This is a genomic window from Virgisporangium ochraceum (genome assembly GCF_016863655.1).
Lineage (GTDB): Bacteria > Actinomycetota > Actinomycetes > Mycobacteriales > Micromonosporaceae > Virgisporangium > Virgisporangium ochraceum.
This window is the reverse complement of sequence record NZ_BOPH01000120.1, coordinates 50,393-62,467: the sequence shown is the minus strand read 5'-3', so window position 1 is coordinate 62,467 and position 12,075 is coordinate 50,393. Positions and strand designations below refer to the sequence as shown.

11 protein-coding genes are annotated in these 12,075 nt (G+C 74.9%); 5 read left to right on the top strand and 6 right to left on the bottom strand.

Annotated features, from left to right (window positions below):
• Nucleotides 1-42: 42 nt before the first annotated feature.
• From Voc01_RS42795 to Voc01_RS42780, 4 genes are all read right to left on the bottom strand, one after another.
• Entirely contained in the window at nt 43-2,757 is a 2,715-nt protein-coding gene (locus tag Voc01_RS42795; RefSeq protein ID WP_203933464.1) for an AAA family ATPase, read from the bottom strand.
• A 74-nt stretch (nt 2,758-2,831) separates the two neighbouring features.
• The gene (locus tag Voc01_RS42790; protein ID WP_203933463.1) at nt 2,832-3,722 is read right to left on the bottom strand and encodes an aminoglycoside phosphotransferase family protein; all 891 of its coding nucleotides are present in this window, start codon (nt 3,720-3,722) and stop codon (nt 2,832-2,834) included.
• 110 nt (nt 3,723-3,832) lie between these two features.
• A complete protein-coding gene (locus Voc01_RS42785; protein WP_203933462.1) occupies nt 3,833-4,111 on the bottom strand; it encodes a GlsB/YeaQ/YmgE family stress response membrane protein in 279 nt (92 codons plus the stop codon).
• Between the two features lie 131 nt (nt 4,112-4,242).
• Nucleotides 4,243-5,151, bottom strand: a complete 909-nt coding sequence (locus Voc01_RS42780) for an ornithine cyclodeaminase family protein (protein WP_203933461.1) — start codon at nt 5,149-5,151, stop codon at nt 4,243-4,245.
• A gap of 22 nt (nt 5,152-5,173) precedes the next feature.
• Here Voc01_RS42780 and smpB point away from each other — a divergent pair, with 22 nt between their 5' ends.
• Nucleotides 5,174-5,653 carry an SsrA-binding protein SmpB gene (gene smpB / locus Voc01_RS42775; RefSeq protein WP_203933460.1) on the top strand — a complete coding sequence of 160 codons (480 nt, stop codon included), beginning with the start codon at nt 5,174-5,176 and terminating at the stop codon, nt 5,651-5,653.
• Between the two features lie 6 nt (nt 5,654-5,659).
• On the opposite strand, the gene Voc01_RS42770 is transcribed toward smpB, so the two are convergent.
• Nucleotides 5,660-6,361, bottom strand: a complete 702-nt coding sequence (locus Voc01_RS42770; RefSeq protein WP_203933459.1) for a hypothetical protein — start codon at nt 6,359-6,361, stop codon at nt 5,660-5,662.
• A gap of 74 nt (nt 6,362-6,435) precedes the next feature.
• On the opposite strand from Voc01_RS42770, the gene mdlC reads away from it, so the two are divergent.
• The 4 genes from mdlC (at nt 6,436) to dnaN (ending at nt 11,625) form a co-directional block, all read left to right on the top strand.
• Nucleotides 6,436-8,016, top strand: a complete 1,581-nt coding sequence (gene mdlC / locus Voc01_RS42765) for a benzoylformate decarboxylase (RefSeq protein WP_203933458.1) — start codon at nt 6,436-6,438, stop codon at nt 8,014-8,016.
• Between the two features lie 188 nt (nt 8,017-8,204).
• Entirely contained in the window at nt 8,205-8,738 is a 534-nt protein-coding gene (locus Voc01_RS42760; protein WP_203933457.1) for a DUF3887 domain-containing protein, read from the top strand.
• Nucleotides 8,739-8,756: 18 nt separating this feature from the next.
• Nucleotides 8,757-10,154 carry a serine hydrolase gene (locus tag Voc01_RS42755; protein ID WP_203933456.1) on the top strand — a complete coding sequence of 466 codons (1,398 nt, stop codon included), beginning with the start codon at nt 8,757-8,759 and terminating at the stop codon, nt 10,152-10,154.
• A 367-nt stretch (nt 10,155-10,521) separates the two neighbouring features.
• Nucleotides 10,522-11,625: a DNA polymerase III subunit beta gene (gene dnaN, locus Voc01_RS42750; RefSeq protein WP_203933455.1), complete on the top strand. Its 1,104-nt coding sequence runs from the start codon at nt 10,522-10,524 to the stop codon at nt 11,623-11,625.
• Nucleotides 11,626-11,631: 6 nt separating this feature from the next.
• Here dnaN and Voc01_RS42745 read toward each other — a convergent pair whose 3' ends face one another.
• Complete coding sequence (locus Voc01_RS42745; protein WP_203933454.1) at nt 11,632-12,057, bottom strand: hypothetical protein; 426 nt, start codon at nt 12,055-12,057, stop codon at nt 11,632-11,634.
• Nucleotides 12,058-12,075: the final 18 nt, after the last annotated feature.

The window sequence follows — 12,075 nt, the reverse complement described above, 5'->3', positions numbered from 1 at the left end:
GGCGGAGAGGGGGCGTGGGGGCGTGGGTGCGTGGGGGCGGGGTCAGGGGGTCAGGCCGGGGTAGCGGTTTGCCAGGTCGTCGGGGTCGCGGACGCGGAGCTTGCGGTAAACCTGCCCGAGGTGGTGCTCGACCGTCGGCGCGCTCAGGAACAGCGCCGCCGCGATCTCGCCGGCGCCGGCACCGGTCACGGCCAGCCGTGCCACGCCGTACTCCCGTGCGGTCAGGTCCTCGAGCGCCGACGCCGTGCCGGCCGGGGGCACCTCCCCGCCGGCGGCCGCCAGCTCCGTGCGGGCCCGCCGCGCCCACGAGCGGGCACCCAGCCGGTCGAAGGTGTCGAGTGCGGCCCGCAGGTGCCGCCGCGCCTCGGCGCCGCGACCGGACCGCCGGACGCGTTCGCCGTACGCGAGCAGCGTCCGCGCCTTCTCGAACGGGCACGGCACCCGGTCGTGCTCGCGGAGGGCGGCCTGGAAGTGGGGGTCCGCGGCCTCGGGGGCGGCGAGGCCGGTGAGCCGTCGGGCGATGGCCGCGTGCAGCGGTGCGGCGCCGTCGGTGGCGACATCGCGGAGACGGACGCGCATGGCCGCCGTCGGCACCTCGTGGACCCGCAGGTACGCCTCGACGTAGTCGGGATGGGTCTCCTCGTCGGACTCGGCGCCTCCGGGGGACGGTGGCGCGGCGCGGAACGCGTCGAGGGCCGCGTCGGGACGGCCGAGCCCGAGCTCCAGCAGCGCCAGTGCCTCGGTGGCGTCGCGGGAGTAGTCGGTGCCCGGTCGCCGCAGGGCCAGCGCCTCGGCGGCGTAACGCCTGCACCCGGTCTCCTCGCCGCGCATCGCGAGCACCAGGGCGACGGTGCTGAGCGCGAGGTAGCGCCAGAACCCGTCGTCGACGAGCCGGGACAGCTCGACGGCCTCCAGCGCGGTCGAGCGGGCCGCGGCGAGCCGGCCGACGCGCGCCTCGGCCTGCGCGGTGGCGCTCAACGCGAACGGCAGCAGCGCCAGGGACCCCGACGCGCGCAGGTCGGCGACCACCGGCGTCAGCATCGCCAACGCCTTGTGGTGCATGCCGATCCACGTCATGCCGTAGGCGACGAGCGTCACGTAGTCCGGCGACGGGCGCCGGTCGGGCGGCAGCGCCGCGACCGCGGCGGCCTCCCGGACGAGCGCGAGCCCGTCGACGAGGTTGCCGAGGTGCAGGTGGACCATCCCGTGCCACGCCTTGACCACCAGCATCGACGTGGCGGTCGGCGGGGTCCGGGACTTCTCGGCCTCGGCGATCGCGTCGAGGGCGCCGACCGGGTCGCCGGCGAGCAGCGCCGTGATCGCCGCGTCGGTGAGCAGCTGCAGGCGCAGCGGGTCGGTGTCGGGGGTGTCGTCGGCGGCGCGGCGCACGATCCGGTGGGCGACCGCGGGCCGTCCGGCGACGAGCTCGACCCAGCCGCGGCGGGCGGCGATCCGCGTGCGCAGCCCGGGCTCGTGCGCGACGGCGTCGGCGGCGACGAGCAGTTCCTCCGCGTGCCCGGTGCGGCCGGCGAGCTGGGCGTCGAAGGCCGCCGCGTACAGGCGCCGGGCGCGGGCGGCGTTGGTGTCGCTGAGCTGCGCGGCCCGCTCCAGCGCGGCGACGGCCGTGGCGTGGCCGCCGCGCCGCCGGGAGCGCTCGGCCAGGGCGTCGAGCATCGCGGCGACCGGCTCGTCGGCGCCGAGCGCGCCGTCGGCGAGGTGCCAGGCCCGCCGGTCGGCCGCGTCGCCCGGCGCGCCTTCTGTGAGTACCGCGGCGAGCCGCCGGTGGGCCGCCCGCCGGTCGGCCGGTGCGGCGGCGTCGACAATCGCGGCCCGCGCCGACGGATGGCAGAAGTCGAACGAGGTGCCGTCGAGCACCACCAGACCGGTGGCCTCGACCTCGGCGAGAGCGGCGTCGAGGCCCTCGGCGCGGGCCGCGTCGAGCACGTGTGCCAGTGGACCGGCGCTCAGCGCGAACAGGAGCAGCAGTGCGCGGGCCGGCGCCGTGCACGCGTCGACCCGGGCGGCGAACAGTGCCCGCGCGGGCGCCGCCGGGTGCGCCTCGACCGCGCCGGACAGCTGCTCGGGCGTGAGGCGCCCGAGCACCGCACGGATGGCGGCCGGGCTGCCCCCGGTCTGCTCGACGAGCCCACGCACGACGCGGTCGGCGGGCGCGACGCCGGTCGCGGCATGAACCCACGCCGCGACCTCGGCGACCGTGAGCCCCGGCACCGGGCACCGCGGCAGCCCGTCGGTGGTGGCGTCGTCGTCGCCGGTGGCGACCAGCAACGCGATGCCCTCGGCCAGGAGCCGCCGCCCCACGAACGCGATCGCCTCCGCCGACCCGGGGTCGAGCCGGTCGAGGTCGTCGACGGCCACGAGCAGCGGCCCCCACTCGGCGATCCGGGCGAGAAACGCGACCGCGGCCGCGTAGACGGCGAACCGCTCGGCCGCGACGGGTGCGCCGAGGCCCACGGCGCCCCGCAGCACCGCCGCCTGCGCCTCCGGCAGGTGGTCGAGCACGTCGGCGCGCGGAACGACGAGCTGCGCGAGCCCGCCGTAGGCGAGACGGCGCGCCGTCCACGACCCCCGCACCCACACGACGGACATGCCGACGGCCGCCGACGCGGCATGGCCGAGCAGCGTGCTCCTGCCGACCCCGTCGTTGCCGACCAGCACCAGCACGCCGCTGCGCCCGGCGCGCGCCCCGGCCAGCAGGGCGTCGATGCGAGAGGTCTCCGCGACCCGTCCGCAGAGCATCCACAGACCTTAGCGACCGTCACCGATCGCCCACGACCCCGTTTCGGGTGGGTTGACCGCGGTCGCCGGCGGTGTCACCGGTCGACGAGGGACCTCAGGTCGTCGGCGATCGCCGGCAGGGGACCGGTGTTGCCGACGGACGCGAAGTACGTCCACAGTTCGAGCGAGTGGTAGAGCCGGTACAGCCGCAGCCGCTCGTGGCCCCGCGGCGGCAGGGGACCGTAGCCCTCGAACAGCGCGGCGTGCTTGTCCGGGGAGGCGTCCAGGTCGTACTGGACGGTCTTCGCCAGGTCCAGCAACGGGTCGGCGGCGACGGCGTTCTCGACGTCGACGAACCCGGTGACCGTGCCGGCCGCGTCGACGAGGACGTTGCCCTCGTGCAGGTCGTTGTGGCACAGCACGGCACCGGTACAGGCGTCGAGGCACCGCTGCTGCGCGGTCACCGTGGCGGTCATCGCGGCGTGCAGGTCGGCGGGGCCGCCCGCGGCGAGGAAGTCGTTGAGGCGCAGGGAGAACTGGCGTCGCATGTAGGTCGGGTTGTCGGCCACCGGTTCGGTGATCCCGGTGGTCACGTAGCCGAACGCCGGCATGGCTATCCGGTGCAGCGCGGCCTGGAAACGCCCGATGCGCCGGTACGCGGCGCGGACGGCCTCCGGTGTCAGGGCCGTCTGCGACATGGGGGTGCCGGGCACCGTCGTGAGCACCGTGATCGCGCGCTCGCGGTCGACTCTCACCACGCGCGGTGTGGGACCGACGCCCGCGCTCTCCAGCAGACCGTAGACGTGGACCTCCTTGGCCTGCGTCCACCGCCATCCGTCGGCGTACCGCTTGACGATCAGCGGGTCGGACCCGGCCAGGCGCACCTCGAACACCGCGCTCCGGTGGCCACCGGTGCGCGCCACGATCCCGGTGACGACGCTGCCCGCGGGCAGCACGTCGAGCGGCACGTCGAGCGGCACGGACACGCGCCGACCGTAGGACACGCCGGAGCACGGGTCGACCGATTTGCATGCGTGAACGCGACGGAGCCGCCGGCGCCTCGCGGCGTCGGCGGCTCCGTACCGCCGTGCGGGCGTTACCGCGCCGAGTGGTGGCGGCGACGCATCAGGCCGGCGACGAGGAAGACGCCCAGGGCGGCGAGCACGATCTGGAACGCCAGCTCGATCCAGTCGATGCCGTTGGTGTCGGCGACACCGGTGGCCCGCGCGATGGCGGTTCCGATCAGGGCGGCCACGACGCCGACGCCCATCGTCACCAGGATGCCGATCTTCTGGCGGCCGGGAAGCACGAGGCGCCCGAGCGCGCCGATGATCAGGCCGACGATGAGGGCGGAGAAGATGCCGGTGACAGTCATGTCGTTGCCTCCTACGAAGGCGCTCGTTGCCGTTCAGGTCCGATCGACGGATGCCCCCTCCCACCGGCACACAAACACCCCACATCCAACCTCCGGGTGAACGGACACGGGAAAAGCACCGCCGAAGGGCGTCACCGCGCCAAAACGGCTTCGGCGGTCACGAGGTCCTGCCACGCCATGCCGACGCTCTTGAACAGCAGCGGCCGGTCCGCCGCGGGCTCCACCGCCGTGGTGACGACGTCGCGCATCGGTACCAGGTCGGCCGCGCGTAGCGCGCCCTCCCCGAGGGCCAGGCACACGTCGCCGGCCTCGCGCAGCGCGGTCGCCACGTCCTCGACGACGACGGTGGCCCGTGCGCACAGCGCGCCCGGGACCTCCCGCGCGTCGGGTTCGTGCGAGCCGACCGCGATGACGACGGCCGTGTCGGCGACGAGGTCGGCGTCGAACAGTGGCTCGCGGGCGGACGTCGCGCACACGATGACGTCCGCGGCACGCAGCACCTCGTCGGCCCGCGGCGTGCCGAGCGTCACCGTGTCGGCGCCGTCGGCCGGCGCGGCTCTGCGCGGGTCACGCACGAGGTGGGTCACGGCCGCGAGCGGGCGCTGCGACGCCAGCGCCGCGATGTGGCCGTGCGCCTGGGGACCGGTGCCGAACACCGCGAGCCGCACCGGTCCGGCGGCGGCGCGCAGCCGCCGCCGGACCGCGGCCACCGACACCGCGGGCGTGCGCAGCGTCGTCAGCGCGGTGCCGTCGAGAACGGCGCGGAGCGCGAGCGTGTCGGCGTCGAAGAGCAGATAGGACGCCTGGACGCGCGGCAGCCCGCGCGCCGGGTTGCCCGGCGCCACGGTGACGACCTTGACCCCGGCGTGCGCGGAGGACTGCGACGGCATCAGGAGAAACTGGCCCCCGGTCAGGGGAACGGCCAGCCGGGCCGGGTCGGCGGCGGGGTCGAGCCCGGAACGCAGCGCGGTGTCGATCGCGTCGACGGCCTCGGCGAATCCGCACGCGGCCCGCACGGCGTCGGCGTCGAGAACCCTCACCCGGCCATCTTAGGATCGTGGGGTGCCCAGGGAGACCGGTCGCAGGCTCGTCGCGTCGAACCGGCGGGCCCGCCACGACTACACGATCCTCAAGACGTTCGAGGCCGGCATCGCGCTGCTGGGCACCGAGGTCAAGGCGTTACGGGCCGGGCGGGTGTCGCTGGCCGACGCGTTCGCGCAGGAGGCCGACGGGGAGCTGATGCTGTACGGGCTGCACATCGCGGAGTACTCGTACGGCACCTGGACCAACCACGCGCCGCGGCGCACCCGCAAGCTGCTGCTGCACCGCGTCGAGATCGAGCGGATCCTCGCGAAGGTGCGCGACGCCGGGGTCACGGTCGTCCCGTTGTCGATCTACTTCAGCAACGGGTGGGCGAAGGTGGAGCTGGGCCTGGCCAAGGGGCGGCGGTCGTACGACAAGCGCCAGGTGCTGGCCGAGCGCGACGCGAACCGGGAGATCGCCCGCCAGTTCGGACGGCACCTCAAGGGTCGCCCGCGCTGAGGCGCCTCAGGCGTCACCGGCGCTGAGCCGGGCGGCGTCGGCGACCGAGAACGTCGGCAGCAGCGACCGCAGCCACATCCACGGGCTTCCGCCGCCGAGGTTGAGGCGGGGACGGCCGAGGAACAGCTCGATCGAGCCGGTGTCCGGGTCGATGCTGTGGGTGAGAACGATGCTCACGACCGAGTTGCGGCCGCTGGCCTCCAGGAGGTCGCGGACGGTCACCAGGTCGAGGGCGACCCCGGTGGGCTCGAAGGTGCCGGGCAGCACGAACTGGTCGGGGCTGTCGGCCACGCCGGTCTCCGCGGCGATCCGGCGCTTGGTGCGGCTCTTGCGCCCCCACGCGATGTCCTGGACCCGGCCGTGCTCGAACGAGCTCACGAACCACCGGTACTCGCCGAACTGCCAGGCGGGGGAGCCGTTCAGGTCGGCCCGCTGCACCCCGGCGACGTGGGGCAGCGACTCCTGCTCCGAGCGCAGCAGGCCGGCGAGCAGGCCGTCGCCGTCGGCGTACTTCTCCAGCCGGAAGACCCGGTCGAGCCGGTCGGCCAGCAGCGTGTGGGCGGTGATGCCGAGGACGGTCTGGCTGTGGCCGGTCTCCGGGTCGAAGTCGGCCCACGCACGCGTGTACGCGGAGACGGCCGCCCATCGGAGCGCCGCCAGCACCCCTCCCTCGGTCATCCCGGTGATGACCTTCTCGTCCTCGGTCACGCCGGAACTCTACTGCCGGAGCGCCCGGCCTGCGATTCTGTGATCTCCGGCGGCCCACGGACGGGAGACACGGAATGACCTTCACCGTGCGCGACGCGGTCTTCGGCTTCCTCCGCGACGCCGGCGTCGACACCGTGTTCGGCAACCCCGGATCGACCGAGCTGCGCATGATGCGCGACTGGCCGGGCGACCTGACGTACGTGCTCGGGCTGCAGGAGTCGGTGGTGGTCGGTGCGGCCGCCGGCCACGCGATGGGCACCGGGCGCGCGGCCGTCGTCAGCCTCCATTCCGCCGGCGGGGTCGGGCACGCGCTGGGCGCGGTGTTCAACGCGTTCCGGGACCGCGTTCCGCTGCGCCTGATCGCCGGACAGCAGACCCGCGCCATGCTGTCGACCCGCCCGTTCCTCGCGGCCGACGAGCCGGCCACGTTCCCGCGCCCGTACGTGAAGTGGAGCGCGCAGCCGGACCGCGCGGAGGACGTGCCCGGCGCGGTCGCCGAGGCGTACCGGGTCGCGATGACCCCGCCGCGCGGCCCCGTGTTCCTGTCCGTACCCGAGGACGACTGGGACCGGGCGGCCGAACCGGTCGCGCTCCGCGCGGTCCACCACGATTTTGTGGGCGATCCGGCCGGCCTGCGTGCGGTGGCCGACGCGCTCAGCGGGTCCCGTAGCCCTTGCCTCGTGATCGGGCCGGGCGTCGACGACGACGGCGCGCACGCCGCGGTGACCGACCTCGCCGAGCGACTGACCGCCGCCGTGTGGCTGGAACCGCTGTCGGGGCGGTCCGGGTTCCCCGAGAGCCACCGGCTGTTCCGCGGGTTCCTGCCGCCGGTGCGCGACCGGATCCGGGCGGCGCTGGCGGGTCACGACGTGGTGGTGACGGTGGGCGCGGCGCTGTTCAAGTTCCACGTGCACGTCGACGGGCCGTTCCTGCCCGACGGGACGCGGCTGTTCCACCTCGACTGCGACCCGGCGCTGCTGGCGCGGCAGCCGGTGGGCGACTCGGTGCTGACGACGGTGCGTGCCGGGGTCTCCACCCTGCTGACCCTGGTCTCCGCGCGCGACCGCGCCGCACCGCCCGCGCGGCCCGGCGTGGAACCGGCTCCGGTGCGCGACCCGCTCGACGCGGCGCAGGTGTTCGACGCGTTGCGGGCGGCGCTGCCCGCCGACGCGGTCGTGGTGGAGGAGGCGCCGAGCCACCGGGAGGCGTTCCACGCGCGGGTGCCTATCGACCGGCCGGGCGGCTTCCTCACCACCGGCAGCGGGGCGCTGGGCTGGGGGTTGCCGGTCGCGGTCGGTCGGGCCCTGGCCGGTACGCGGGTGGTCTGCGTGGTCGGGGACGGGTCGAGCATGTACTCGATCCAGGCGGTGTGGACCGCGGTGCGGCACCGCGCGCCGGTGACGTTCGTGGTGCTGAACAACGGCGGCTACGAGGCGGTGAAGCAGCTCGGGCGGCGGCTTTCGAGCCCGGCGACACCCGGAACGGAGCTGCCCGGGATCGACTTCGTGGCGCTGGCGTGGGGGCTCGGGTGTCCGGGGCGGCGGGTCCGGTCGTGTGCGGACCTTCCGGACGCGCTGGCCGCGGCGCTGGCTGCCGACGGGCCGTTCCTGCTGGAGGTGCCGATCGTGGACGCGGTGGCGACCGCCTATCGTTGAATTTCGTGCTAGTTTCGTGCGGCACGGAATTGGAGGTTCTCGTGGCTGCGTGTCTGGCCTGTGGGCGCTCACTGCCCGCGTCGTCCGGTCGCGGGCGGCCCCGGCGGTACTGCGGCGCCACCTGTCGCAGCGCCGCGCGCCGTCAGCGTGCCGGACCTGTCAATTCCGGATTGACATCCGGTGGCGGGGTGTCGATACTCGGTGAGGACCCGATGGTCGCCCTGGCCGCGGCGCACCAAAGGGTCCGTGATGCCCAGTCGCGGTTGCAGCGGGCCGTCGAGGCGGCCCGGGCGGCAGGCCGCACCTGGCACGAGATCGGCGCCGTCCTCGGCACCACCCGGCAGGCCGCGTTCCAGCGGTTCGGCCGGCCGGTCGACCCACGCACCGGTGAGGTCATGGCCGACTCGATCCGGGCCGGCGCCGAGGAGGAGGCCGTCGCGCTGTTCGGCGAGCTCGCCGCGGGGCGCTGGGAGGCGGTCCGTCGGACCTTCACCGCGACGCTGCGGTCGGCGCTCGTCACCGGGCAGTTGGCGGGCGTGTGGGCGCAGCTGATCGGTTCGGTCGGCGCGTACGAGGGCGTCGGCGAGCCGCACGCCTACCAGGCGGGCGACTTCACGGTGGTGGAGGTGCCGTTGCTGTTCGAGGCGGGGGAGGCGACCGGTCAGGTCAGCTTCGCCGCCGACGGAAAGGTCGCCGGGCTGTACCTGCGTCCGGCGGCGTGAGCCCCGGGAGGATCTCAGGTGTTTCACCGACGGGCCGTGCTGGCCGTGTTCGTCATGCTCATCGCGCTGGTCGGTCCGGCCGGGCCGGCACTGGCCCGGGCCCCGCAGTCCCGGGCCGCGCAGTCGCAGGCACCGCAGTCGCAGGCACCGCAGTCGCAGGCACCGCAGTCGCAGGCACCGCTCGCTCCTTCCGACACGACGGCGGGGCAGCAGTTCGCGTGGCTGCTCGACGCATCGGGCCGGCCGCCCGTGGCGGAGTCGGAGCTGCGGCAGCACCTGTCGGTCACCTTTCTCGACGCGGCGGGTGGCCCCGACGGCGTCAACGCGTTCCTCGCCTCGGTCGGTCGGCTGACGCTGCGGGAGGTGCTGCGCTCCGACGCGTCCCGGATCGAGGCGGTCACCGTTGGCGCGGCCGGCACGTTCGTCACGACGCTGGCGGTCGACGCGGCCGGCCTGGTCTCCCTGCTGCTGCTCAACCCGTACCTCGACGCGCCCACCGGCTGGGCCGAACTCGACGCGCGGGTGCGCGCGCTGGCGCCACGGGCGTCGTTCGCGGTGTCGGAGATCGGCGCCGACGGCCGCTGCCGCACGGTGCACGCGGTCGACGGCACCACGCGGCGTCCGCTCGGCTCGGTGTTCAAGCTGTATGTCCTCGGCGCGTTGGGCGACGCGGTCGCCGGTGGGCGGGCGGCGTGGGCGGAGCCGCTGGCGGTCCGCGACGAGTGGAAGAGCCTGCCGACGGGCGTCCTGCAGAACGAGCCGGCCGGCACCACGCTGCCGTTGAGCCGCTACGCCGAGCTGATGATCTCGATCAGCGACAACACCGCGACCGACCACCTCATGCACCGGCTGGGCCGAGCCGCCGTGGAGCGTCAGCTCGTCACGTTCGGACACGACGACCCGCGTTCCACCACGCCACTGCTGACGACCCGGGAGTTCTTCGCGCTCAAGCTCCTCGGGTACCCGACCCTCGCGACGGTGTACGCGGCCCTGCCGCGCGCCGTGCGTCCGCTGGTACTGCCGGCGATCGGGCGGTTGCCCCTCGACGACGTGCAACCCTGGACGACCCCGCGCGCCCTCGACACCGTCGAGTGGTTCGGCTCCCCGTCCGACGTGTGCGACGCCTACGCCGGCCTGCAACGCCAGGCGGCCCGCCCCGGTGGCGAGCCGGTCGCGCGTGCGCTGTCCCGCAACGACGGCGGCATCGCCCTCGACCGTGAGCGGTACCCGGAGATCTGGTTCAAGGGCGGCTCCGAGGTGGGCGTGCTCGACCTGACCTACCGGGTGCGCACGTCCGGCGGGCGGGTGCTGGTCACGAGCGTCATGTTGAGTGACCCGTCCGCGCCCCTGCCAGACGCGGCGGTGATTCCCGAGGCGCAGGCCCTGATCCGGGGAGCGCTCGCCCTGGCCGGCTGACGGGCGCCGAGCCCCCGGTCGGCCCGGTGGGCTGGCCGGTTCGGGTGTGCTGCGGACCCTGCGCGCCGACATGCCGGCCGTGGCCACCACCGGTGCGCCGCGCTCCGCCCCCGGTCGGTGGCCGGTGGCACACATGTGCGGATGTTGATGGGTGGGAGGATAGGCACCTGTCACGCCCTCCAGGGGCGTTCAGATCCTCCCACCCATCGGCGCACACCGCTGCATCGGTGGGCAGGCCGGGATGCGAGTCACGATGTTCACCGGAGTACTCGGCCGGCTGCACCTGTCCGCCTGGGCCTGAACGACCCGTACCTCATCGTCGGGTGGTGCTTGACCCTCACCCTGGTTGAGGCCCCACCGTCCGACCGTGACACACGCGCGACTGGACGCCGCGGCCCTCGCCGGCGCCGCCGGCTGGGTGGCGGCGGCGATACCGGCCCGGCCCGCGGTGCCGGTGCTCGGCGGCATGCTGCTGCGGGTCGCCGACGGGCGGCTCACCCTGAGCGGGTTCGACCACGACGTCAGCGGCGGCGCCGACCTGGACCTGGTCGACGGGCACGACGGCGTGACGCTCGTGCCCGGCCCGCTGTTCGCACGCATCGTCGGCGCGCTGCCGCGTCAGCCGGTGTCGCTTTCCGTCGAAGGGCCGTCGGTGGTGCTCACGTGCGCCACGGCCCGCTTCACGTTGCCGGTGCTGCCCGTCGAGGACTTTCCCGACCTGCCGGACGCGCCGGCGGTGGTCGGCACCGTCGACGCGGCGGCCTTCGCCGGCGAGGTGGCCCGGGTCGCGCTGGCGGCCAGCCGGGACGAGACGGTCCCGGTGCTGGCGACCGTACGCGTCGAGCTCGACGGGGACCTCACGCTGGTGGCGATCGACCGGTACCGGCTCGCCGTCGGACGCCTCGCCTGGCGACCGACCGCCGACGTGGCCGGCGCGTCGGTGCTGCTGCCGGCCCGGGCGGTGGCCGACCTCGCCCGCGGGCTCGGCCACGTCGGCGAGCTCAGCCTCGCGGTCGACCTGGCGCGGCCGGGCAGCGTGCGGTTCAGCGGCGGGGGCCGCCACCGCACGGTGCGCACGGTCGACGGCACGTTCGTCCCGTACCGGTCGATCAACCCGACGTCGTTCGGCACCCGCGTCGAGGTGTCGACCGCGGCGTTGACCGCCGCCGTGAACCGCGTCGCGCTGGTGGCCGAGGTGCAGACGCCCGTGCGGCTCGCGCTCTCCGCGGCGGGCGCGGCCGTGAGCGGGGGCGGCGGCGCCGGTGCCGGCGCCACCGAACACGTGCCGGTGACCCTCACCGGTGACGACGTGAGCCTCGCGGTCAACCCGCGCTACCTGCTCGACGGGCTGAAGGCGGTCACCGCCGAGACGGTGACGCTGTCGATCGCGGACCCGCACCGGCCCGTCGTCCTCGGCTCGCCCACCACGCCGTACACCTACACGGTCATGCCGGTCCGGTCGCGCCGGTAGGGCCGGTCACCAGCCGAAGATCTCCGCGAGGGACGCGTGGCCGAGGAACAGCAGGACCATCACCACGACGAACCCGACCCCCATCCGGACGTAGATGTCCGGGGCGAGCACGCCGCCACTGACCTTGCGGTCGCAGGTGATGCTGGCGGTGCCGGACCACCACGCGTCGCCGTGGTAGCCGCCGTCCTCCCCGGGTGGAACGCTGACCTGACGGCTCCCGCCACCGGCCGGGGCGACCGTGCAGGTCGCCGTGGCGGTGGAGTGCGCCGGCACCTGGAGCCCGAACCCCTGGCCCCGCGAGGCCGCGAACGTCGCCGGCGCGGTGAAGTTCTCCGGCAGCGTCGTCCAGTAGCCGATCCCGAGGGCGACCGCCCCCGCGATGGTGAGTGCCAGCCCCAGATACGCCAGTTTCCGTCGCCCCCGCGCGTTCACCCGGCCGACGGTAGCGGC